Annotated in this window: 25 protein-coding genes and 1 tRNA gene; 4 read left to right on the plus strand and 22 right to left on the minus strand. The window is 60.9% G+C overall.

Annotation, left to right across the window (positions count from 1 at the left end):
* Positions 1 to 5: 5 nt before the first annotated feature.
* Positions 6 to 845 (minus strand): fumarylacetoacetate hydrolase family protein, encoded by an 840-nt coding sequence (locus IV89_RS08630; protein WP_037944307.1) that lies wholly within the window; start codon positions 843 to 845, stop codon positions 6 to 8.
* 286 nt (positions 846 to 1,131) lie between these two features.
* On the opposite strand from IV89_RS08630, the gene IV89_RS08635 reads away from it, so the two are divergent.
* Entirely contained in the window at positions 1,132 to 1,530 is a 399-nt protein-coding gene (locus IV89_RS08635; RefSeq protein ID WP_005853596.1) for a rhodanese-like domain-containing protein, read from the plus strand.
* Between the two features lie 60 nt (positions 1,531 to 1,590).
* The gene (gene aroQ, locus IV89_RS08640) at positions 1,591 to 2,028 is read left to right on the plus strand and encodes a type II 3-dehydroquinate dehydratase (RefSeq protein ID WP_037944306.1); all 438 of its coding nucleotides are present in this window, start codon (positions 1,591 to 1,593) and stop codon (positions 2,026 to 2,028) included.
* 88 nt (positions 2,029 to 2,116) lie between these two features.
* Here the strand turns inward: aroQ and tsf are convergent, their stop codons facing one another.
* The 5 genes from tsf to IV89_RS08665 all read right to left on the minus strand — a co-directional run bounded on the left by tsf (position 2,117) and on the right by IV89_RS08665 (position 6,095).
* Positions 2,117 to 2,992 (minus strand): translation elongation factor Ts, encoded by an 876-nt coding sequence (gene tsf, locus IV89_RS08645; RefSeq protein ID WP_005853593.1) that lies wholly within the window; start codon positions 2,990 to 2,992, stop codon positions 2,117 to 2,119.
* 126 nt (positions 2,993 to 3,118) lie between these two features.
* Positions 3,119 to 3,988, minus strand: coding sequence for a 30S ribosomal protein S2 (gene rpsB, locus IV89_RS08650; RefSeq protein ID WP_037944305.1), 870 nt, complete (start codon positions 3,986 to 3,988; stop codon positions 3,119 to 3,121).
* A gap of 188 nt (positions 3,989 to 4,176) precedes the next feature.
* Complete coding sequence (locus tag IV89_RS08655) at positions 4,177 to 5,031, minus strand: lysophospholipid acyltransferase family protein (RefSeq protein WP_037944304.1); 855 nt, start codon at positions 5,029 to 5,031, stop codon at positions 4,177 to 4,179.
* A complete protein-coding gene (locus IV89_RS08660; protein WP_037944303.1) occupies positions 5,028 to 5,792 on the minus strand; it encodes a GNAT family N-acyltransferase in 765 nt (254 codons plus the stop codon). Before IV89_RS08660 ends, IV89_RS08655 begins: the two co-directional genes overlap by 4 nt.
* 99 nt (positions 5,793 to 5,891) lie before the next feature.
* Positions 5,892 to 6,095, minus strand: coding sequence for a DUF3553 domain-containing protein (locus IV89_RS08665; protein WP_005853586.1), 204 nt, complete (start codon positions 6,093 to 6,095; stop codon positions 5,892 to 5,894).
* 68 nt (positions 6,096 to 6,163) lie between these two features.
* Here IV89_RS08665 and IV89_RS08670 point away from each other — a divergent pair, with 68 nt between their 5' ends.
* Positions 6,164 to 6,766 carry a histidine phosphotransferase family protein gene (locus tag IV89_RS08670; RefSeq protein ID WP_037944302.1) on the plus strand — a complete coding sequence of 201 codons (603 nt, stop codon included), beginning with the start codon at positions 6,164 to 6,166 and terminating at the stop codon, positions 6,764 to 6,766.
* On the opposite strand, the gene IV89_RS08675 is transcribed toward IV89_RS08670, so the two are convergent.
* The 10 genes from IV89_RS08675 to IV89_RS08720 all read right to left on the minus strand — a co-directional run bounded on the left by IV89_RS08675 (position 6,763) and on the right by IV89_RS08720 (position 14,988).
* A complete protein-coding gene (locus tag IV89_RS08675; RefSeq protein WP_037944301.1) occupies positions 6,763 to 8,040 on the minus strand; it encodes a glutamate-5-semialdehyde dehydrogenase in 1,278 nt (425 codons plus the stop codon). The genes IV89_RS08670 and IV89_RS08675 overlap by 4 nt on opposite strands.
* 79 nt (positions 8,041 to 8,119) lie before the next feature.
* Complete coding sequence (gene proB, locus IV89_RS08680) at positions 8,120 to 9,229, minus strand: glutamate 5-kinase (protein ID WP_037944300.1); 1,110 nt, start codon at positions 9,227 to 9,229, stop codon at positions 8,120 to 8,122.
* Positions 9,217 to 10,254 carry a GTPase ObgE gene (gene obgE, locus IV89_RS08685; RefSeq protein ID WP_037944297.1) on the minus strand — a complete coding sequence of 346 codons (1,038 nt, stop codon included), beginning with the start codon at positions 10,252 to 10,254 and terminating at the stop codon, positions 9,217 to 9,219. The genes proB and obgE overlap by 13 nt, the downstream gene beginning before the upstream one ends.
* Before the next feature lie 27 nt (positions 10,255 to 10,281).
* Positions 10,282 to 10,818, minus strand: a complete 537-nt coding sequence (locus IV89_RS08690; RefSeq protein ID WP_005853576.1) for a GNAT family N-acetyltransferase — start codon at positions 10,816 to 10,818, stop codon at positions 10,282 to 10,284.
* A gap of 2 nt (positions 10,819 to 10,820) precedes the next feature.
* Entirely contained in the window at positions 10,821 to 11,423 is a 603-nt protein-coding gene (locus tag IV89_RS08695) for a LysE family translocator (RefSeq protein WP_037944296.1), read from the minus strand.
* On the minus strand, positions 11,420 to 12,016 hold the full coding sequence (locus IV89_RS08700; RefSeq protein ID WP_037944295.1) for a GNAT family protein: 597 nt from the start codon (positions 12,014 to 12,016) through the stop codon (positions 11,420 to 11,422). The genes IV89_RS08695 and IV89_RS08700 overlap by 4 nt, the downstream gene beginning before the upstream one ends.
* A gap of 98 nt (positions 12,017 to 12,114) precedes the next feature.
* On the minus strand, positions 12,115 to 12,384 hold the full coding sequence (rpmA, locus tag IV89_RS08705) for a 50S ribosomal protein L27 (protein WP_005853571.1): 270 nt from the start codon (positions 12,382 to 12,384) through the stop codon (positions 12,115 to 12,117).
* A gap of 12 nt (positions 12,385 to 12,396) precedes the next feature.
* Positions 12,397 to 13,110, minus strand: a complete 714-nt coding sequence (locus tag IV89_RS08710) for a 50S ribosomal protein L21 (RefSeq protein WP_005853569.1) — start codon at positions 13,108 to 13,110, stop codon at positions 12,397 to 12,399.
* A gap of 223 nt (positions 13,111 to 13,333) precedes the next feature.
* Positions 13,334 to 14,143: a hypothetical protein gene (locus tag IV89_RS08715; RefSeq protein ID WP_037944294.1), complete on the minus strand. Its 810-nt coding sequence runs from the start codon at positions 14,141 to 14,143 to the stop codon at positions 13,334 to 13,336.
* Between the two features lie 2 nt (positions 14,144 to 14,145).
* Positions 14,146 to 14,988 carry a DUF2059 domain-containing protein gene (locus IV89_RS08720; protein WP_037944293.1) on the minus strand — a complete coding sequence of 281 codons (843 nt, stop codon included), beginning with the start codon at positions 14,986 to 14,988 and terminating at the stop codon, positions 14,146 to 14,148.
* 147 nt (positions 14,989 to 15,135) lie between these two features.
* On the opposite strand from IV89_RS08720, the gene IV89_RS08725 reads away from it, so the two are divergent.
* Positions 15,136 to 15,225, plus strand: a tRNA-Ser gene (locus IV89_RS08725).
* 122 nt (positions 15,226 to 15,347) lie between these two features.
* Here IV89_RS08725 and IV89_RS08730 read toward each other — a convergent pair.
* Genes IV89_RS08730 through IV89_RS08755 form a run of 6 tightly spaced genes read right to left on the minus strand, consistent with a single transcriptional unit; the run spans position 15,348 to position 21,124 of the window.
* Positions 15,348 to 15,812: an HAD family acid phosphatase gene (locus IV89_RS08730; RefSeq protein WP_037944292.1), complete on the minus strand. Its 465-nt coding sequence runs from the start codon at positions 15,810 to 15,812 to the stop codon at positions 15,348 to 15,350.
* A complete protein-coding gene (locus IV89_RS08735; protein WP_037944291.1) occupies positions 15,809 to 16,351 on the minus strand; it encodes a histidine phosphatase family protein in 543 nt (180 codons plus the stop codon). The genes IV89_RS08730 and IV89_RS08735 overlap by 4 nt, the downstream gene beginning before the upstream one ends.
* 2 nt (positions 16,352 to 16,353) lie before the next feature.
* Positions 16,354 to 17,370: an MBL fold metallo-hydrolase gene (locus tag IV89_RS08740; protein WP_009824630.1), complete on the minus strand. Its 1,017-nt coding sequence runs from the start codon at positions 17,368 to 17,370 to the stop codon at positions 16,354 to 16,356.
* A gap of 51 nt (positions 17,371 to 17,421) precedes the next feature.
* The gene (locus IV89_RS08745; RefSeq protein WP_037944290.1) at positions 17,422 to 18,465 is read right to left on the minus strand and encodes an ABC transporter ATP-binding protein; all 1,044 of its coding nucleotides are present in this window, start codon (positions 18,463 to 18,465) and stop codon (positions 17,422 to 17,424) included.
* Complete coding sequence (locus IV89_RS08750; RefSeq protein ID WP_037944288.1) at positions 18,453 to 20,156, minus strand: iron ABC transporter permease; 1,704 nt, start codon at positions 20,154 to 20,156, stop codon at positions 18,453 to 18,455. Before IV89_RS08750 ends, IV89_RS08745 begins: the two co-directional genes overlap by 13 nt.
* Positions 20,156 to 21,124, minus strand: a complete 969-nt coding sequence (locus IV89_RS08755; RefSeq protein WP_005853558.1) for an ABC transporter substrate-binding protein — start codon at positions 21,122 to 21,124, stop codon at positions 20,156 to 20,158. The genes IV89_RS08750 and IV89_RS08755 overlap by 1 nt, the downstream gene beginning before the upstream one ends.
* Between the last annotated feature and the right edge of the window lie 9 nt (positions 21,125 to 21,133).

Genomic DNA, 21,133 nt, shown 5'->3' on the forward strand with positions numbered 1-21,133 from the left:
GGCGCTTACCCGTTGAATTGTATGACTTCTTGGCGTTGATCCCCCAAGCCTTCGATGCCCAGTTCAACGACGTCGCCCGGTTGCAGGTACACCGGCGGCTTAAAGCCCATGCCAACGCCGGGCGGTGTGCCGGTGGCGATCACGTCTCCGGGGAGCAAGGTCATGAAACGGCTGAGAAAAGAGATAATCTCGGCCACCGAGAAGACCATCGTGCGGGTATTGCCCGTCTGGCGACGGGTGCCGTTCACATCAAGCCATAGATCAAGGTTCTGCGGGTCCGGTACCTCGTCTGCGGTCACCAGATACGGGCCGATGGGGGCGAAGCTGTCGCAGGACTTGCCCTTGACCCACTGACCGCCGAATTCGATCTGAAAAGCGCGCTCTGACACGTCGTTGAAAGTCGCATAACCCGCCACATGGGACAACGCGTCGGCCTCGGACACATGCTGCGCCTTGGTGCCGATAACGACCGCAAGTTCAACTTCCCAATCGGTTTTCTCGGAATCCTTGGGGATGATGATCTGATCGTTGGCACCGGTGGCCGCGCAGAGTTTGCTAAACAGGATCGGGTGATCGGGCACTTCCATGCCAGCTTCTGCCGCGTGGTCAGAGTAATTCAGCCCGATACACAGAATACGACGTATGTCATTGATCACAGGGGCAAACCGGCCGGTGATGACAGGCAAGGCCGTAACGTCCACATCGCGCAGCTGGTCTAGCGCTGCGGGTGCCATTGTGGCAAGCTCGATATCCGTCAGATGCTGCGTCAGATCGCGCGCGGCACCATCTGCGTCAATCATCGCAGGTTTTATCCCGTCAGGGGTTTCGATACGGCAGAGTTTCATTAGCTAATCCTGTGTTTGTGAGGGGTGCGTTTGCGCCTGATCTGATTCCTATAATCAGCATTATGTAAATAATTGGTGTGCGTTGGGTGATGTTTTGCTGTTAAAACGCGACATAAAGAACTGAAAATATGCATAAAAAGACGCTTCTTCATCCAGATTCTTCATTCTCCCATCCGCGTGGCTTCTTGCTTTACCCCGTTGTTCTGCGTGCCATAATCCACATGCGCCAAGCCGATGCAACTGTAAGCGATCGGCGCTTTGGCGGCTGCTGAACGAAAGGAAGAATATGACGCTCAAGATGTCTTCGGCGGATATGGTTGCCGCTGCCCGTGCGCGTATCCGCGAGATCGAAACGCCTGATCTGATGGCCATGCTGAAGGATCCGGATGTTGTTGTCGTTGACCTGCGCGATATCCGTGAACGCCAGCGCAGCGGCTATATCCCCGGCAGCTTTCACGCACCGCGCGGCATGATTGAATTCTGGGTCGACCCTGACAGCCCGTACTTCAAAGAGATTTTCGGTCAGGACAAAACCTTTGTCTTTCACTGTGCCTCTGGCTGGCGCTCGGCGATCACCACGGCGACGCTGCAAGACATGGGCTTTGACGCGGCGCATCTGCGCGAAGGTTTTTCGACATGGGAAAAGCACGGTGGTCCGGTCGAATACCCTGAAAAGAAAGACTAACGACGCCGTGGTGCCTGTGCTACGTCTGCGCCACCACATCGTAACAACAAGGTCCTCGCTATGACATCCATTCTGATCCTGAACGGTCCGAACCTGAACCTGCTGGGCACGCGCCAGCCCGAGGTCTATGGCAAGACGACTTTGGCTGATGTCGAGGCGCTGTGCCGCGAGAAAGCGAAGACGCTTGGGTTTGATGTGGCGTTTGAGCAGTCCAACCACGAAGGCGCGCTGATCGATTTGATCCACGCGGCCAAAGGCAAACATGCCGGGATCGTGCTGAATGCCGGTGCCTATACCCATACGTCGATTGCGCTGATGGATGCGATCGCCTCGGTCGAGCTGCCGGTTGTCGAGGTACACCTGAGCAACATCCACGCGCGCGAGGCATTCCGCCACCGGTCTTACATCGCGCCTGTGGCTCTGGGTCAGATCTGCGGGTTTGGCGCGCAGGGTTATCTGATGGCCTTGGATGCGCTGGAAGTTCACCTAAAGGATTAGGTTTCACCGCTTAGTATCTGATTTATAATAAAAAAGGGCGAAGGTGCTGATGCGCCCTCGCCCTTTTCCTCATCTGCTGTGTGACAGCTTAGCCTTTGGCGGCTTTTGCAACTTCTGCTGCGAAGTCTTCTTTGACGACTTCGATGCCTTCGCCAACTTCAAGACGGACGAAACCGGTGATGGTCGCGCCAGCTTCTTCCGCGGCTTTACCGACGGTCAGGTCAGGGTTCACAACGAATGCCTGGTTCAGCAGTGTCACTTCGGACATGTATTTCTGCATACGGCCGGTGATCATTTTCTCGATCACGGCTTCCGGCTTGCCGGACTCGCGTGCGATGTCCATTTGAACCTGCTTTTCTTTTTCAACAACAGCCGGGTCCAGATCCGCTTCGGACAAGGACGCAGGGTTCACAGCGGCGATGTGCATCGCGATCTGTTTGCCCAGCTCTTCGTTGCCGCCGGTCATTGCGACCAGAACACCGATTTTGCCCATGCCGGGTGCCACAGCGTTGTGCACATAGGACACAACCTGGTCACCATCGATGGACTGCATGCGGCGCACCGACATGTTCTCGCCGATTTTCGCAATGGCATCGGTGATGACGGTGGAAACGGGCTTGCCGCCCATGTCTGCCGCGTTCAGCGCGTCAACGTCGGACACACCGGTTGCAACATCTGCGATGCCGGAAACCATTTTCTGGAAGTCAGCGTTTTTGCCAACGAAGTCGGTTTCGGAGTTCACTTCGACAGCAACACCGTGGCCGCCTTCGACTTTAACGGCAACAAGGCCCTCGGCTGCGGTGCGGCCGGATTTCTTGGCTGCTTTCGCCAGACCCTTGGTGCGCAGCCAGTCAACGGCTGCTTCCATGTCGCCATCTGTTTCAGTCAACGCTTTTTTCGCGTCCATCATGCCGGCACCGGTTGTGTCGCGCAGTTCTTTGACCATGGATGCTGTTATTGCCATCGCTTTGGTTCTCCTTGAATTGGGATAAATTGAGGGGCAGAGCGTCCTGCACCACTGTCTCAATCATGTAATGGTTTTGTGACAGGCAGAGGGAAACATGCCCCCTGCCCGTCTCTTTCGCGTCGCTTACGACTTGGCGTCGGCCAGCGTTTCCTTCTTGGATTCGATATCCAGAGGTGCGTCTTTTGCCATTGCGTCGTTCGAAACGGTTTCATCCGAAGCGTTGCCAACTTCGACACCACCATCGATCAGGGCTTCTTCTTCGGGCGCTTCTTCCATCGCACCGATGTCAACACCTGCGGCACCCAGCTGCGCGGACATACCGTCAAGTGCGGCACGTGCGGCCAGATCGCAATACATGTGGATCGCGCGGGCGGCGTCGTCGTTGCCCGGGATGATGTAGTCGATCCCGTCGGGGGAGCAGTTGGTGTCGACAACAGCGATCACCGGGATGCCCAGCTTGTTCGCTTCGGCCACGGCCAGTGCTTCTTTTTTCACGTCGATGACGAAGATCAGGTCAGGGCGACCGCCCATTTCACGGATACCACCCAGCGATGCTTCCAGCTTCGCTTGGTCACGTTCCATGCCAAGACGCTCTTTCTTGGTCAGGCCGGAGAAGCCACGCTCGGACTGTTCGTCGATGGACTTCAGGCGCTGGATGGATTTGGAAACGGTCTGCCAGTTTGTCAGCGTGCCGCCCAACCAACGGTGGTTCATGTAGTACTGTGCGCATTTCTCTGCGGCTTCTGCGATCGGCTGTGCAGCCTGACGCTTGGTGCCAACGAAAAGAATGCTGCCGCCTTTGGCGACGGTGTCACGGATGACTTGCAGCGCCTGGTCCAGCATTGGAACAGTCTGTGTCAGGTCCATGATGTGGATGCCGTTACGCGCGCCATAGATGAACGGACCCATGCGTGGGTTCCAGCGCTGTGTTTGGTGACCAAAGTGTACGCCTGCTTCAAGCAGTTGGCGCATGGAGAACTCAGGAAGAGCCATGTCTTTATACCTTTCCGGTTTTGCCTCGTCGGGGGTCTCGATCCCGGAATGGGACCAACCGGCGGACGCTCAAGGATTTCTCCCTCAAAGGCCCAACCCCGACTGCGGGTTTAAGTGACGCGCGTATAGTCCGGATTTTCACGCTTCGCAAGGTCCAAGGCGCATGTTTTAGCCATTGGGGCCTTATATCAGCGCAATTCAGCGGGGTTTGGCGCTGCAATCCCGCCCGAGGGATGGGCCGCGCGCACCTGCGCTTCACAGGCTTGGGCCAGGGCTTTGCGGTTCTCGAAATCGGCGACGGCCAGCGGATTGTGATAGATCGTCGTTACCTGCCCCTGCCGCAGGGACGCCAAGGTCCGCAGCAGATGGCCGCCAAAGCTCATATCGCCCCACCAGCCATAGAACCGCGGGTCGGTCCCATTGGGCGCGGTATAGAGCACGGTCACAGGCTGAACCCAGATCACGTCGCGCAGTTCGGGCGCGAAGAAGGACTGGAAGAGCGTGGTTTTGAACGGCAAGACCTGCAGGCCATCGGTGCTGGTGCCTTCGGGGAAGAACAACAGCCGGTGGTTGTCGAGCAAGCGACGTTGGAACACCTCGGTCTGTTTGCGCGCGTGTTTCGGGTTGCGTTCAATAAACAACGTGCCGGTCGCCTTGGCGAGCCAGCCAATGCCGGGCCAGCTGGCGACTTCGGACTTGGACACAAAGTATATCCGCTGCGCCGCGTTCAAGCTGAAGATATCAAGCCAGCTGGTGTGATTGGCGACGACAGCGCCCCTGTGGCGCATCGGGGTGCCGATAACCGCGCGGCGTAACCCCATGATCCAGAATGCGGTTTTGCAGACGATCTGGGTGATATGCGGGGTCACGGGGCGACCCTGCCCATACAGCGGGCGCTCTATCAGGCGGATCGCGAGCAGGATCACCAGCCCCACAAGAACCACCGTCGCCAGCGTCATGCCACGCAGCAGCATCAGCACCCAGCCAAGCGGCCCGACGGATACCGGTGTCGGGTGGTCGGCGCTGTCCCAGGCCGCGCTCATCCTTGCTGTCCGCTGTAGATCTTGGCCTGCCGCTCGCTAAGCCGGGCGGTGTCGAGCATCAAAAGCACATCCGTCGTGTTGAAGTCATGGTCGATAAAGGCCCCCTCGCCCACACATCCGCCAAGCCGCAGATAGGCTTTGATCAGGCTGGGCATCTGCACCATCGCCTGACGCCGGTTCAGGATGTCGGCGGGGATCAGGTTCATCTCTTGGCGCGCCTTTGGCAAGGCGGTGACCCGCAGATCAGGCGGCGCGAGGTAGGTGTGATGCAGCAGCGACAAGGGCTGCGCCAATGCCTCGGCCTGGGTGCCATGAAAGCTCGCGACGCCAAAAAGGATCTCAATCCCGTGTTCCGCGACATAAGAGGCAAGCCCCGCCCAAAGCTGGTGCATCGCGATGCCGCCGCGATAGGACGGATGCAGACAGGACCGCCCCAGCTCGAGTATCTCGCGGCCAGAGGATTTGAGCGCGGTCAGATCATATTCGTTTTCCGAATAGAACCCGCCTGCCCGATCCGCCATATCGCGGCGGATCAGCCGGTACACGCCAACGGTTTGCTGGGTTTTGCGATCAATAAGCAGCAGATGGTCCACGAAATCGTCGTATTGATCGACCTCTCGACGGTTGTCATGATCCACCAAAGGCCCGCCCGCCCCCAGCTCGGTGACAAAAACGTCATACCGCAGCCGCTGCGCCGCATGAAGATCCGCTTGGGTGCGCGCCAGACGGACTTCGAACTCTGCCGCTTTTGCAATGATCATGGGCTGGTTTCGTCTCCGGTCGCAATCACGCGGATAAATAGGCAGTTGCCGCCCGTTGCGCAATGCTTGCCCCACGTCGCGGTGGTTTTCGGCGAAAAATTAACGATTTGCTAACGAAGAGCCTTCATCAAAGACGGGGGTGAGCATCACCCGATGACTATCGACCACGATCTTGCCCTCGCTGCGGAAGTTTACCGTGACCTTGCCGCTGATATTGCTTTGCACCTGCCCCACGCCCCAATCGGGATGTGCGGGGTGGCGTACAAGCATTCCGGGTGTCAGTATCGCATTCAGGTCTTCCAAGCGTGCGTCCTTTCTGCGGCGCGGTGTGGGGGGCAGCTATTTAGGGCCAGCTAATTAGGGGGCGTCCCATGGTAGAAACCGACACTGATCTTGCCGCCTTGATCGGCAGCCGCATCTGCCATGACTTGATATCGCCGGTGGGCGCAATCAACAATGGGCTTGAGCTGCTTTTGATGTCGGGCATGAATATGAGCCCCGAAGTCGCGCTGATCGATGAAAGCGTGCGCAACGCCAGTGCGCGGCTGCGGTTCTTTCGCGTGGCTTTCGGCGCGGGCGACGCGCAGCCTGTCCCTGCCCAAGAAACAAGCGGTATCCTGCGTGATCTATATGCTCAGTCCAAATGGCAGGTATCCTGGCCCGACGGCGTCGCCGCGCCGCGCAACGCGCTGCGGATGGTATTCCTGAGCCTGCTATGTCTGGAAACGGGGATGCCCTATGGTGGGCAGATCACCATAGATCACCACGACGGGGGATGGGACATCACCGGCACGGCCGACCGGCTAAGCATCAACGCCGCGCTTTGGGGCGTGCTGGCGGGGCAGTCCCGGGCAGAGCGTTTGGTGGCGTCACAGGTCCAGTTCGGGCTGTTGCCCGCCATCGTGAAGGACAGCGGGCAACAGTTAACATCCATCGTGACAGAAACGACCATCACCCTTGGGATCACGGCTTAGCTGCGCACAGCCCCATCGCCGCGCACCAGATACTTGAAGCTGGTCAGCTGCTCGGCACCGACAGGCCCGCGCGCGTGCATTTTGCCGGTGGCGATCCCGATTTCGGCACCCATGCCAAACTCTCCCCCATCGGCGAATTGGGTGGAAGCATTGTGCATCAGGATCGCAGAATCCAGCCGCGTCATGAATTTGGTCGCCGCCGCATCGTCTTCGGTGATGATGCAATCGGTGTGGTTCGAGCCGTAGGTGCGGATATGGGTGATCGCATCGTCGATGCTGCCCACGGTTTTTGCCGCGATGATCATATCAAGGTATTCATGACCCCAATCATCCGCCGTGGCCGGCACGGTGCCTTCGATCTCGGTCAACTCGCCATCGGCGCGCACTTCGACGCCAGCGTCCAGCAGTGCCTTGATCACGCCCTTGCCAATCGTCCGCGCCACTTTCTCGTGGATCAGCAGACACTCAGCCGAGCCGCAAATGCCGGTGCGGCGGGTCTTGGCGTTCAGCACGACTTTCAAAACCTTCTCGGGGTCGGCGTTTTCATCGATATAGATGTGCACGATGCCTTCGAGGTGGGCAAAGACCGGCACCCGCGCTTCGCGCTGCACCAGACCGACCAGCCCCTTGCCGCCGCGCGGGACGATCACATCAATCGTGTCGGTCATGGTCAGCATCTCGCTCACCGCGGCGCGGTCGCGCGTGGGCACCAGCTGGATTGAATCCGCAGGCAGATCAGCGGCTTCGAGCCCCTGTTGCAAGGCGGCATGGATCGCGCGCGAGGAATGGAAGCTTTCGGAGCCGCCCCGCAGGATCACGGCATTACCCGCCTTGAGGCACAGCGCACCGGCATCCGCGGTCACATTCGGGCGTGATTCATAGATCACGCCGATGACACCCAAAGGCGTGCGCACGCGCTGGATGTTCAGGCCCGTCGGCTGATCCCATTCGGTCAGCACCTGCCCCACGGGATCATCCTGTGCGGCGATGCTGCGTAGGCTGTCGGCGATGGCGCTGATGCGCGCATCATCCAGCAAGAGCCGGTCCATCATCGCGTCAGAGAGACCCTTGTCGCGGCCAAACGCCAGATCTTTGGCGTTCGCGTCCAGAATATCGGCGCTGCTGGCCATCAGCGCGTCGGCGGCTTTTTCAAGCGCGGTCTGCTTTTGGTCGGCACTGGCAAAGCCCAATGTCGCGGCGGCGGCTTTGGCGCGCGCGCCAATATCCGCCATCAACGCGGGAATGTCGTCTGTCTGTGTCATATCCAAGGTCATAACCTAATTACTGCTTTTTTGTCATTTCGGGTTGCCCTCTACCTAAAGCCTTCGGCGAGGATTTTAAACCATTTGGAGGTCAGGAAAGCGCAAGATCGTCCCGATGGATCAAAGCAGCACGCCCCGGCGCGCCCAGAATGGCCTCGATCTCCGAGGATTGTCGACCTTTGATCAGCTCTGCCTCTGCTGAGGTATAGCGTGTCAGCCCGTGACCGATGGGGCGCCCATCAGGGGTCAACAGCGCAACGGAGTCGCCGCGCCCGAAGGGACCGGAAACAGCGGTGACACCGGCGGGCAAAAGCGACTTGCCCTTGGACATGGCAGCCACCGCACCGGCATCCAATGTGACGCTGCCGCGTGGTTTGATTGCCGTAATCCATTGTTTGCGCGCGGTTTGGGGGTCGGATTGCGCGGTGAACCAAGTGGCGTTGGCCCCGTTTTCGAGGGTCAGCAAAGGCCGCAATGGTGATCCTTCGGTGATGGCCATGGCGCAGCCCGCGGCGGTCGCGGTTTTCGCGGCCATCAGCTTTGTCTTCATGCCGCCCTTGGACAGGCCAGAGCCCGCATCGCCCGCCTGCGCCTCGATCTCTGGGGTGATCGTGTCGATCACCTCATAGCGGATGGCATCGGGGTCGTCATTGGGATTGGCGGAATAGAAACCATCCACATCCGACAGCAGGATCAACCGGTCTGCCGCCACGGTCACGGCGATCTGCGCCGCGAGCCGGTCATTGTCGCCAAAGCGAATCTCGTCCGTGGCAACGGTGTCATTCTCGTTGACGATGGGTACCGCCCCCATGGACAACAGCTGTTCCATCGTGGCGCGGCTGTTGAGATACCGCCGACGATCCGCGCTGTCTTCCAGGGTGACAAGCACCTGCGCGGCGGTGATCCCATAGGGTTCCAGCGCCTCTTCATAGGCGCGGGCGAGACGGATCTGCCCCACCGCGGCCGCGGCTTGGGATTGTTCCAGCGCAAGCGTGGTTGGCGGCAGCCCAAGCACACCACGCCCCAATGCGATGGAGCCCGAAGACACCAGCACCACATCCTTGCCCTGCCCCTTGAGCCACGCCACATCCTGCGCGAGACTTTGCAGCCAATCGCGGCGCAGTTGGCCGGTGGCCCGATCGACGAGCAGCGCCGAGCCGATTTTTACAACGATACGGGTGCCGTCGCTTAGGGTTGCCAAGGTGCCTCTTCTTCATCTTCGGACCGGAAACGCAGCCGGTCGTCGTCAATCTGGCCACGCAAAGCCCGCAGCACCTCGGTGACGCCTTCGCGGGCCACGCCAGACATCATCATGACCTCTGCGCCGCAGGCTTTTTCCAATTCCTCGCGGGCGGTTATGCGATCATCTTCATCCAGTGCATCAATTTTATTCAGCACGGTGATCCGCGGTTTATCCGCAAGCTCGCCGCCATAGGCTTCGAGTTCGTTGATGATGGTCTGGTAATCTTCGGCAATGGTGTTCGACGTGCCATCAATCAGGTGGAGCAGCACCGCGCAGCGTTCGACATGGCCCAGAAACAGATCGCCCAGACCGCGCCCTTCGGACGCGCCTTCGATCAGGCCGGGGATATCGGCGACGACGAATTCGGTATTATCCACCCCCACAACGCCCAGATTGGGGTGCAGTGTGGTAAACGGATAATCGGCAATCTTTGGCCGCGCGTTCGATGTCGCGGCGAGGAAAGTCGATTTTCCCGCGTTCGGCAGGCCGAGCAGACCCACATCCGCGATCAGCTTGAGACGCAGCCACAGCGTGCGGTCCACGCCTTCCTGTCCGGGATTGGCACGGCGCGGTGCCTGGTTCGTCGCGGATTTAAAATGCAGGTTCCCCCAGCCGCCGTTGCCTCCACGCGCCAGTTCGACCCGCTGGCCAAGCTCTGTCATATCCGCCAGCACGGTTTCCTGATCCTCATCAAGGATCTCGGTGCCCACGGGGACGCGCAGGATGATGTTATCGCCATCCTTGCCGGTGCGCTGCTTGCCCATGCCGGGCTGGCCGTTCTTGGCAAAGAAGTGCTGCTGGTAGCGGAAGTCGATCAGCGTGTTCAGCCCGTCGACGGCTTCGGCCCAGACCGATCCGCCCGACCCGCCGTCCCCGCCATCGGGACCACCGTATTCAATGTATTTTTCGCGCCGGAAAGACACGCAACCGCCCCCGCCTGCGCCAGAGCGGATATAGACTTTGCACAGGTCAAGAAACTTCATCAAAAGGGCCTTTCGGGGCACGTGTGGTCATAGTTTATGGCTATACGTCCAGGTTGGTACGCAGGTCTCGCGCGCCAGACAATAGGTTTCCGCATTGCCAAGATATCGGAAGCCCGCATTTGTCAACACTTTGGCAGAGGCGGGGTTGTCGCGAAACACCGAGGCGAACATATTTTTGTTGCGCAGCGGATTGGCCTGCACCAGCGCTTGCACCGCCTCGGACGCGAGATGCGTGTTCCAGAACGCAGGGGCGACCCAATAGCCGACTTCGGATTGATCGCGGTCCATCCGGATCAGGGAAATCACGCCCATCACCTCGGAGCCGCCGGTTTTCAGCCCATCCATGACCCAGACATCTTCTGTCCGCGGGGTGCTGGTGGCGCGGGTGATGAAGCTTTCGATCACGCCGGGCGGTAGCGGGTGCGGAATGGATGCGGTGCGCATCGCAACCCGTGGATCGCTGGCATAATGTTCGATCATCCCACGATCCGACATGCGCACAGGGCGCAGGTCAAACCGTTCTGTTTCAATCACTTGCTGTTGCGACACTGTTAAATCTTCCATCGTTATGTCCCTCCTCCGAACAGCACGAACAAGACAGAGGCCACCGTCAAAGCGGCCAAGGTCCACATCAAATATTTCTCCCAAACGGTGCCTGCGACCGTCTTTGCGATCCCCGCACCGGCCAGCGTCCACAAGGGGTGCAGCACGATCTGGCATCCCAGCAGCACGGCGGCCACCGTGACCGTCGCCGCCAGCGCAGGTGTGCCGGGCGCGATGAAGGCTGTGAAACTGCCCACGATCATCGCCCAGGCCTTGGGGTTCAGCGGGTGGACGATCAGCCCGGCCAGAAAGCCCGGTGCGGCCTCGGTTCGCGCGCCCTGCCCCAGCCGCAGGTTCGCAACCTTCCACGCCAGCCAGATGATATAGGCGGCAGAGGCGAATTTCAGCGCGACGAAAACCCCCGGCGCGCGGTCGGCCAGTTGCATCAACCCGAAACCCACTGGCCAGATCACCAGCTGTTTGCCAAGGGCCACGCCCGCGACAAAAGGCAATGCCGCGCGAAAGCCGAAGCGCGCGCCCGTGGCCATCAGCGCCATATTCGCCGGTCCGGGTGTGCCGATCTGGCTTGCAGCGAAGACGATAAAGGATGTCAGGGCGACGCTCATGACTGGCTCTTCTTCTTGCGCTTTTGCCGCGGCTTGGCGTCATAGACGGGCGGAACGTAATCGGGTTTGATCAGCCCGAACAACAGGTTGTCGTGCCATTCGCCCCCCAGAAAAGACGATTGCCGCGCACGCCCTTCGGCGGCAAAGCCGACTTTGGTGAAACAGGCCGCAGCGCGTTCGTTGATGTCGAGCACACGGGCCGAGAGGCGGTGCAGCGACAGCGAGCCAAAGGCGTGGGCCGCAAGCAGATGCAGCGCGCGCGTGCCCAACCCCTTCCCCAGTTTCTTGGGGGCGAGAATGCCGATCGCGACATCGGCGCTGGCATCCCACGGACGAAGACTGTGCAGGCGCAGCGCACCGATCATCTTGCCGCGATGTTCGATGACCCAGGCCAGCGGTTCAACCAGCTGCGTTTCATACCAACGTTCGGCCAGCGCCTTGGTCATCACCGGCACGGCGTTCAGCTCTGCCCCGAACATGTGGTGGATCTCGGGCGTGTTTCCAAGCTTGAACCGGGCGTCGATGTCACGGTGTTCGGGCGCGCGTAGACGGATGGTGCCATCGCTCAGCTCGGGGCGGTTTGATCGTGACATAACGGCCCCTCCCTTCCTGGGTGAACACTGGGCGATAAAATGGAAAAGGGACCGGCGTTTCCGCCGATCCCTAAATTTTCAAACCTCTCGGGTGCGGCTTATTCTGCGGCTTCTGCCGCTGGCAGGACCGAGATAAACGTACGGTTCTTCAGCCCCTTGTGGAACTGGACCTTGCCGTCAACGGTTGCGAAGATCGTGTGATCCTTGCCCATGCCAACGCCTTCAGCCGGCCAGTACTTTGTACCGCGCTGACGCACCAGAATGTTGCCGGGAATGACAGCTTCACCGCCATATTTTTTCACGCCAAGACGACGACCTGCTGAGTCGCGGCCGTTACGGGATGAGCCGCCTGCTTTTTTATGTGCCATTGGTGTCTCTCCTTAGCCTTTTGCGAGTTCTTTGGCCTGTGCGATCCAGTCTTCACGACCGACGCGACCTTTGAACGACAGTTTCTCTTCGATAGCTTCGACGTCAGCGTCTGTCCAAGCAGCGATCTGTGCGAAGGTTGTGATGCCTTCGCCGTTCAGCTTGCCAACGATGACCGGGCCAACACCGGAGATCTTGCTCAGATCGTCGGCACCTTCGGCTGCGGGTGCAGCTTTGGCCTTCTTCGCCTTGGCAGGCTTGGCCGATTTCTCTTCGGCCTGGTTGTTCTTCACGCGCTTGGCCATTTCGGCCTGATCGGTTTTGTTCAGCGCATAACGCTCTTCCATGGCTGTCACGGCAGCAGCGCTGACGGAACCGGTACCGATGGCCGCTTTGACGTCGGATTTATCCGCGCCGGACGACAGGATCTCGCCGATTTTGACCAGTGTCAGCTTTTGACGGTGGCCTTTGGTACGCTTGGAAGAGTGCTTCCGGCGGCGCTTGACGAAGTGAATGACTTTCTCGCCCTTGATCTGATCGACGACCTCGGCTTGAACGCCGGCCCCTGCGACCAAAGGAGCACCCAGCTTGGGGGAATCGCCGCCCAGCATGAGAACTTCGTTGAATTGGACTGTTTCGCCCGCGTCAGCAGCCAAACGTTCTACCCGCAGCATATCGCCGGATTGAACTTTGTACTGCTTGCCGCCTGTCTTGATGACCGCAAACATGCGTCTTCCTTTACTGTTTCCGCATCCTGTGGTCCCCGTTCGGGAGTTTGTCGGGCCTTGGCCCACCTCGGACAGCGCATCCCGTTTCGGGATGTTCATGAAATAACAAAGGCACCCGAAACGGGCACCCTTAGGTTGAGGCTTGCCGTATGATGCACCGCCCCCCTGATGTCAAGGGCCAGCACGGGCCTCGCGGGACTTATCGCAAAGGCGGTGCGGCTGGCTATAATTCCTCGGCCACCATGTTCAACGCAACTGCGCGACCAAGGGCATAGGACACGTCTTCGTACGCGGTGCCAAAGCCTTCGAACAGCGCTGTGTTCAGGCCGCGCCCCGCATCGCTTTGCGCAAAGGCGATATAGCGGTCAAGCTCTGCATCCTCCAGCGGAGAATACGCCAGCAGCAGATAGCCATAAAGCCAGCCGCGCGTGTCTTGCGCGATCTCTTCTTGCTGCTGCGCCACGTCGGCCAGCATCTCGGCCTCTGTCATCTGCAGCGCGTTGCCATCTGCCATCCCGCGCATGAATTGAAAGTTGGAATTTATCGCGGCGGTGACATTGCGATCGATCATATCGCCACTGTCGATCAATGTGGCGATCTGCGCCAGACGTGGGTCGTCGCTGCCCTCAAGGTCATGGAACCCTGCGCGGGCGGCGTCTTCCACCTCGGGGTCGGTGATAGCGGCGCGGGCCTCGTTCTCGAGCGTGATGATCCTTGCGCCCGTGTCTTGCGCGAAAAAGGCAATGACATCCTCGCGGGCCTGCCCTTGCAAGCCCGCATCCAATGCCCCGCGCAGGGTTTCGACGATGCGTTCGGGGTTGTAGATGGCACGCACCTGCAGCGCCCACCCCGCGCCGCCCTGCCCGCCCAGCATATCGCGATCAAGCGTTTCCGCGTTCTCCAACCCCTCGCGCTGCAAAATCTCGGCCAGCTCGCCAAGACGCAGGACATCCACCAGCACGGTTGACCGCGCGTCGGCCCAAAGCGGCAGCGCCAGCATCCACAGGCCAGCAGCAAGAACAAGGGCGCGCATGGTTACAGGTCCTGACTGGGTTGCATGGTGCCAAGCCGCTGTGCGACCTCTTCAAACCGGTTCGCCATGATCTCGAACTGCACGGCATTCATCAGCGCGTAGACCTCCTGCATCTGCGGATCTTCCAGCGCCTTGGCATAGACCCGCACTTCTTCATCCGAGAACGCCTGATAGGTGTAGGCTGCCCCCGCCAGCGCGTTCTCTTTGATAGAGGCGCGCATCTCGGGCTCTTGCGCGCGCATCGCTTCGCGCAGGTCGGGCTCTTCCATCTGTAATTCGATCACGCCCGCCCCCGCCGCTGCCATCAGGAACCGGATCTGCACCTCTTGCAGCGCCTTGATCGAGCTATCCTCGACATCGCTCGCCCCGTTCAGACGCGCCAACAGATCCACACGCGGAGAATCGATCCCGCGCAGCCCGTCCAGGATCGCATCGCCCGCTTCTGCCTTCGCGGCATCGTCTTCCTCCATATGCGACGCGTTTTCGGCGGCCACCAAGCGTCGGCCCAGATCACTGGCATAGAAATCCGAGGCATGTTCCAGCGCATCATCGCTGAGCGCCTGCGCCAGAATACCGGCCCCCATGTCCAGCATCAAATCCGTCTCGAATACCTCGCGCACCAGACGCGACCATTCAGAACCGAAGGCATCCGCATCAATCCCCAGCATTTGCGGCGCGGAATCAGCTGACAGCCGGATGCTTTCAAGGGCGACATCAAACCCTGTGACTTCCAGAAATGCATCGACCCTTTCCCTGTCGGCGGCCCGCGCCATCGGTGCAATCAGCGATACCATGACCGCCAATCCAAAACATAAAGTTAACGGCAAACGGGACAGTCGGCGCATCAGGGCATTCCTTTCAAGTTGATCCACCCCAAGAGCTTAGGCGAAATCCATCTGTCAGCAATGAAATTCCCCGTGTCCGCGAAAACTGGCCTAGCCCCCCTTGCCACCCCGCAAAATCCATCCTAAACGGACGCACCACACCGATGCGGAGAGGTGCCGGAGTGGTCGAACGGGGCGGTCTCGAAAACCGTTGAGCCTTCACGGGTTCCCAGGGTTCGAATCCCTGTCTCTCCGCCATTTCACCCTGACAGTTTATGTATACCCCTTGCGGGACAAGCCGTCGCCTTGGTCGCAGGCCCCTGTGGCGCGGTGCGCTGTCAAAATCCGCGATCAGGGGCGTGATGCTGCACCCGCCCGCGTCAAAAATCCCCCGGCGCGCATTGCAGGCAGGCAAGCCCCTCGGCCCGCCATGCGTCAACGACCGAACTGCGATCATCGATGACCAGCCAGGGGGCCAGCCCGTCTGCTTGCATTTGCGCCAGCGCTTGGCGTTTGACCTCCGGATCGCTTGCGGCGTCCTGATCCTTGGCGCGCAGGTAGACGCCGTCGAAGGGCAGATCGTGTTTGTGCAGCCAGGCGATCGTGTGTTCCGCCCAACCGTCAGGGCGGCCCGAGCAGATGACGATCGTCTCGCCGCTTTGCTTCAGGCGGCGCATCAGTTTGGCGATGGGGGCAATCAGCGGGGCGTCGGCCATCGCCATGTGGAACGCATCCCATTGCTTCTCGACGCCATGCACCAGATGACCCAGCTTTGCCGCGTCGAACTCGGCCAGAGTGCCGTCGACGTCGAATACCACGCAAGGTGTCAGGGGGGCGGATGTCATAGCTCTTTCTCCTCAAGAAGTGTGCCCGACCGCTGAAACAGGATCGGGATGGCGTTTGGCGGGCGTGTGCCCGCGTCATGGGGTGTCCACAGCACGCGCGCGGCGCGGATGATACCGGAATGGCAGACCAGCACCGGAAGGTGGCCGGCGGGTGTGGCGGCACAGGCCGCGTGGATCGCGCCTGCGACACGATCAAGCATGGCGGGCCAGCTTTCGCCGCCTTCGGGGGTGTCTTCGCGTATGGGTTGCTGCGACAGCGGCTGCCCCTCGAACGCCCCCCAATCGCGTTCGCGCAACGCGGAAATCACGGTAAAACCGCGCTGCGCAAAGGCAAGCTTGCAGGTGTCTCGCGCCCGTGCGGCGGGGCTGGCGAAAAGCGTGACCGGCTGCGGCCAGCGACGACGGGCCAGCGCGCGCGCCTGATCGCGGCCACGGGCGGTCAGCGCGACATCGGTCACCCCTGCGATAATGCTTTGCGCATTGGCGGTCGTCTCGCCGTGGCGGATCAGGCAAAAGTCCGAGGGCGGAAGCGCAGCCACCCTCACAGGCGCACCGGATCATGCATGAAAACCTCGACGCCCAGATCCTCGATCAAATAGTCTTCTGGCTGTGTGCAGAAGGCTGGCGCAAAGCGTTTCGCGCCAAGCCGTTCCAGCATACGCACCTGATCACGCAGCGGCGGGTGTACGTTCCAGCGTTGGAAATATCCCCCCGGCACGCTGCAGATCCCGCGGGCATGGGCGGTCATATGGCCGGTAAAAACCACATGCGCGTCGCGCCCCAAACGGCCGCTTTCATGCCAGGCGCGCACATAGCCCCAGGCGGCACCGCCATCGGCATTGGGGGTGTCGCAGACCAGAAACCGCGCCTCGTCCAGCGGGCCGCGCGCCAGCAGCGGGGCGATCTTGGCCGCATCCACGCCAAGCGTGCCGCTGCGCAGACCCGTCGCCAACACCGCCTGACATTCAGGGTCCAGCATGACGCTGGCGTGACCATAGCGCCGGATCAGGTGCAAGGCCATTTCGCCCGCCCTGCCCGATGGCGGCACTGGCAAAAGCACCTGCCCTTCAAGCCTGTCCAGCAAGGCGTCAAGTGCTGCAAATCTTTCGGTCTGGGGCACATCGTCAAGCTGATAGGAACAGTCCAGGATCGCCGTTGCCGCGGGTGGCGGAAGGTCCAGCGGGAACCAGTCGGATTCCTCTGACCAGTCGCCCGAGTAGAACAGCCCCTCGCCCAAGGCGAAATGCATCCAGACACCGCCCATGGCGTGCCCGTTGCGCCCCGTGGTCAGCTGCACGCCATCGATCACGGATACCCCCTGTTCGGGCAGCAGATTGACCTTGGCGGCAGGGGGCAGCGCCTTGGCGGTTTGCGCAGTGGCATAGATCGGCAGCCCCGCCTCTACCGCATAGATCGCCCCGCCGATGTGGTCGATATGGTCGTGGGTGATAAAGACCGCATCCGCGCCCTTCAGCCAGCGCGGGTCAAAATGGGCGTGGGCCTCGGGGCCAAAGCCGCAGTCCAGCAGCCAGCGCCGATTGCCCGTGTTCAATTGCATGCATGCGGGGCCCTTGTCCCCGATGCCGGAAAGTACTCTTACGCTTTGCATTTAATCCTCGGAGAATGCCCATGGGGTGGTGATCGTCAGGCCAAGCTGCATGCCGACATCAAACCGTGCCCGTGTTTCAGCCAGCAGACGCGTGCCGCAGTCCGCGACGGTTTCCAGAAGGTATTTGCCGCCCAGATAGGTCACCCGCGCCACTTTGGCGCGCAGGTCGCCGGTTTCGCTGATGGTCAGGTTTTCGGGGCGCAGGCAGACATGGCTTGGCAGGTCATCCCCGCTTTGCACCGCGATCCGCGTGCCCAGGACATGGCCGTGCAGGGCGCTATCGCTCTTTTCGACCCCGCGCATAGGCACCACCGTGCCGCGCCCGACGAATTCGGCGACAAAGCGGTTCCTGGGGCGTTCATACAGCGTTTGGGGCGTGTCGAACTGCTGGATGCGGCCCTTGTCCATCACGGCGATCCGGTCGGCCATGGCCATCGCCTCTGACTGATCGTGGGTGACATAGACCATCGTCGCGCCGGTGCGCTTGTGGAAATCGGTGAACACCGTTTGCATCGACGCCCGCAGCGCCACATCAAGGTTGGCCAGCGGTTCGTCCAGCAGCACCGCATCGGGGTGCGACACCAGACAGCGCGCCAAAGCGACCCGCTGACGCTGCCCGCCCGACAGGTCGGAGGGCATCCGGTCGGCATAGTCCGTCAGCCCCGTCGCCTGTAACGCCTGATCGGTCTGCGCAGTGATCTCGGCCTTGGAAAAACGCCGGATCTCCAGAGGATAGGACACATTGCGCCGCACGTTCATATGGGGCCAAAGCGCGTAGGACTGGAATACGAAACCGATGTTGCGATCCTCGGGCGGGACCATGCGGTTGCCAGCCACATGCGCGACCTCGCGCGGGCCGATGGAAATCTGCCCCGTCGTCGGCATCTCGAACCCCGCAAGCAGGCGCAGCAGCGTGGTCTTGCCGCAGCCCGACGGCCCCAGCAGGGCGACGAATTCGCCATCCTTGAAGGTGGTGGTGATGTCATGCAGCGCGGGGGCGCCGGCGAATGATTTGCCAAGCGCGGACAGGCTTATGTCTGCCATGGGACTACTCCTTTGGGGAAACGTCGGGACATCAGCTGCACCAGCACCATCAGCGCCATAACCACCAACACGATGGTCATCGCCAGCGCGCTGGCCATTGCGGTCTCGCCACTGTCGTCCAGATTGAAAATGACCACGCCCAACGTCTCGGTTCCCGAGGACCAGAGCAGCGCGGAAACCGTGAGCTCGTTAAACGCGGTGAGAAACACAAGGATCGCCCCTGCCGCCGCCGCCGGTGCCGAGAGCGGCACGATTACATCGCGCAGCCGCTGGAACAGCGATGCCCCCACCGATTGCGCGGCTTCGCCCATGGCAGGATCCAACTGCTTTAGGCTCGCTTGCACGGGGCGGAACATCACCGCAAAGAACCGCGCCAGATAGGCCAAGAAGATGATCCAGATCGTGCCGTACAGCGTCGCATCGGTGAACGGCAGCTTGATCAGCAGCAGAATCATCGCAATCGACAGCACCACTCCGGGCAAGGCATAGGGCAGATCCAGCAGGCTGTCGAACAGCCGCGACAGCCGCGTCGGGTTCCGCTCCATCAACCACGCCAGCGGCAGGCAGAGCAGCATGAGCACAACCGCCGCGCCGATCGCCAGACCAAAGGAGTTCGCAAAGGCCCGCGTCGTGACCGGTTGGCGCAGCAGGACCTCGGTCCATGCCTGAAAGGTTACGGTGTCAAGCCGCAGTGGCACGCCATAGGCAGGCACCAGCGACGTCGCCAGCAGGCCGAACATGGGCAGCACAAGGATCGTGCAGACCACGGCCCATAGCAACACCTCGACCGGCAGACGCGCCGCCCCAAGCGGGATCGCCAAGGGGCGCGACGTGGCTCCCACCAGATAGACCCGTTGGCGTGATTGGAAGAATCGTTGCGTCAGGATGCCCGTTACAGCCACCGCACCGATCAGCATGGCGAGGATCGATACCTCGGCCAGCACGCTGGTGCCCATGCCCGCCAGCTTTTGGTAAACCAGTGTCGGCAGGGTCGCATAGCCCGCCGGAATACCCAGCATCGCGGGAATGCCAAAGTTGCCAAGGGCGGTGACAAAGGTGATCGCCGTTCCTGCCGCCAAACTGGGTAGGGTCAGGGGCATGACCACCTGCCACCACGTGCGCAGCCCCCGCGCGCCACTGATGCGCGCCGCCTCTACCACCTCTTGCGGGATGGCGCGCAGACCTGCACGCAGGGTCAGGAAAATGATCGACATATGCTGGATGCCCAGCAACAGAATGATACCTTGCGCCGAATAAAGCGGCTGCGGCGACCCCAGTGGCGGTGCCAGCCCCAAGGTCTTGAGCAACACCGACGACGGCCCCATGATCTGGGTCCAGGACAGCGCGGTGATCTGGGGCGGGATCATCATCGGGATCATCAGGCAGAACACCAGCGCCGCCTTGGCGCGCAGATCGGTCAGCGCCACCAGAAACGCAAAGGCAGACCCCAGAACCACCGAGACCAGGGTGCCAAACCCTGCGGTCACCAGCGAATGCTTCAGCGCGCTCAGCGTTGATGGTTGGCGCAGCACCTCGCCCGCGAGCGACAGGCCAACCGCGCCCTGATCCGTCACCCCTTCGACAAACAGGCGCAGCACCGGCGCAAGGGTCAGGCTGATCGCCACAATCAAAATGGTAGAGAGCAGCCACCCCTCGGACCGGCTGCCCCCGTTTTTTGTCAGAACGCCCATTACTCGGCGCCAAACAGCTCTGTGAACTTGGCCTTGTTGGCTTCGGCGTCTTTCAACGCGGTCGCGGGATCGAAATCCATCAGTTTGATGTCTTCGCGCGCAGGGAAACCGGCGGGCACGCCCATGCCGTCGCGTGCGGGGATATAGCCCATCTCAAGCACCACATCCTGACCTTCCGCGCTCAGCAGGAAATCGACGAACTTCTGTGCGCCTTCGACGTTCTTGGCGGTCGACATGATCGCCACAGGCTCGGTCACATAGGATACGCCTTCGGTCGGAAAGACGAATTCGACAGGCGACCCTTCGGCCTTGTTGCGGATCGCGAGGAAGTCGACGACCATGCCATAAGGTTTCTCGCCCGAGGCCACGGCCTTGAACGTGCCGCCGTTGCCGCCTTGGGCGCGGGCGTCGTTTTCCGCCAGTTGTTCGTAATAGCCCCAGCCAAGGCTGTCATCGCCGGTCAGGGTTGCCAGATGGATCAGCGCCGCACCGGAATACAGCGGGGACGGCATGGCCACCTGCCCTTTCAGGGCCGCATCGCTCAGGTCGTTCCACGAGGTCGGAGCCGTCTCGACGCCGGTGTTATAGACGATACCTGTCGTGATCAGCTTGGTCGAGTGATAGAAGCCGTCGGCAGAATACAGCGCGCTGTCATAATTGGCAGCCTCGGGGGATTGGTAGGCGGTCAGCAGACCTTCTTGGGCCATGCCTTCCAGCGTCACGGTGTCGGCGATCAGCAGCACGTCGGGCTGCGGGTTGCCTGCCTCGATCTCGGCGCGCAGACGGGCCATCAGTTTGGTCGTGCCGTCGCGGACCCATTCGACATCGGTATCGGGGTTGGCGGCTTTGAAGGCGTCCACAGTCTGCTGCGCATCGGCATTGGGCTGTGAGGTGTAAAGTGTGATTGTATCTGCAAGGGCCGTGCTGGCCATCAGGGCAAAAGCGGTGGTGGTGAGGATGGTTTTCATGGGGCTCTC

It is taken from the genome of Sulfitobacter sp. CB2047, from assembly GCF_000735125.2.
Classification (GTDB): domain Bacteria; phylum Pseudomonadota; class Alphaproteobacteria; order Rhodobacterales; family Rhodobacteraceae; genus Sulfitobacter; species Sulfitobacter pontiacus.

Bases quoted from the DNA above. Each gene is read 5' to 3' on its own strand.
- IV89_RS08675 (WP_037944301.1), bottom strand. From the start codon at position 8,040: ATGACCTTGGATATGACACAGACAGACGACATTCCCGCGTTGATGGCG.
- IV89_RS08655 (WP_037944304.1), bottom strand. From the start codon at position 5,031: ATGAGCGCGGCCTGGGACAGCGCCGACCACCCGACACCGGTATCCGTC.
- IV89_RS08745 (WP_037944290.1), bottom strand. From the start codon at position 18,465: ATGGCAGACATAAGCCTGTCCGCGCTTGGCAAATCATTCGCCGGCGCC.
- IV89_RS08635 (WP_005853596.1), top strand. From the start codon at position 1,132: ATGACGCTCAAGATGTCTTCGGCGGATATGGTTGCCGCTGCCCGTGCG.
- IV89_RS08710 (WP_005853569.1), bottom strand. From the start codon at position 13,110: ATGTTTGCGGTCATCAAGACAGGCGGCAAGCAGTACAAAGTTCAATCC.
- IV89_RS08690 (WP_005853576.1), bottom strand. From the start codon at position 10,818: ATGGAAGATTTAACAGTGTCGCAACAGCAAGTGATTGAAACAGAACGG.
- IV89_RS08660 (WP_037944303.1), bottom strand. From the start codon at position 5,792: ATGATCATTGCAAAAGCGGCAGAGTTCGAAGTCCGTCTGGCGCGCACC.
- tsf (WP_005853593.1), bottom strand. From the start codon at position 2,992: ATGGCAATAACAGCATCCATGGTCAAAGAACTGCGCGACACAACCGGT.
- IV89_RS08700 (WP_037944295.1), bottom strand. From the start codon at position 12,016: ATGTCACGATCAAACCGCCCCGAGCTGAGCGATGGCACCATCCGTCTA.
- IV89_RS08670 (WP_037944302.1), top strand. From the start codon at position 6,164: ATGGTAGAAACCGACACTGATCTTGCCGCCTTGATCGGCAGCCGCATC.
- IV89_RS08720 (WP_037944293.1), bottom strand. From the start codon at position 14,988: ATGCGCCGACTGTCCCGTTTGCCGTTAACTTTATGTTTTGGATTGGCG.
- IV89_RS08715 (WP_037944294.1), bottom strand. From the start codon at position 14,143: ATGCGCGCCCTTGTTCTTGCTGCTGGCCTGTGGATGCTGGCGCTGCCG.
- rpmA (WP_005853571.1), bottom strand. From the start codon at position 12,384: ATGGCACATAAAAAAGCAGGCGGCTCATCCCGTAACGGCCGCGACTCA.
- IV89_RS08740 (WP_009824630.1), bottom strand. From the start codon at position 17,370: ATGCAATTGAACACGGGCAATCGGCGCTGGCTGCTGGACTGCGGCTTT.
- IV89_RS08730 (WP_037944292.1), bottom strand. From the start codon at position 15,812: ATGACATCCGCCCCCCTGACACCTTGCGTGGTATTCGACGTCGACGGC.
- aroQ (WP_037944306.1), top strand. From the start codon at position 1,591: ATGACATCCATTCTGATCCTGAACGGTCCGAACCTGAACCTGCTGGGC.
- obgE (WP_037944297.1), bottom strand. From the start codon at position 10,254: ATGAAGTTTCTTGACCTGTGCAAAGTCTATATCCGCTCTGGCGCAGGC.
- IV89_RS08755 (WP_005853558.1), bottom strand. From the start codon at position 21,124: ATGAAAACCATCCTCACCACCACCGCTTTTGCCCTGATGGCCAGCACG.
- rpsB (WP_037944305.1), bottom strand. From the start codon at position 3,988: ATGGCTCTTCCTGAGTTCTCCATGCGCCAACTGCTTGAAGCAGGCGTA.
- IV89_RS08630 (WP_037944307.1), bottom strand. From the start codon at position 845: ATGAAACTCTGCCGTATCGAAACCCCTGACGGGATAAAACCTGCGATG.
- IV89_RS08750 (WP_037944288.1), bottom strand. From the start codon at position 20,156: ATGGGCGTTCTGACAAAAAACGGGGGCAGCCGGTCCGAGGGGTGGCTG.
- IV89_RS08695 (WP_037944296.1), bottom strand. From the start codon at position 11,423: ATGAGCGTCGCCCTGACATCCTTTATCGTCTTCGCTGCAAGCCAGATC.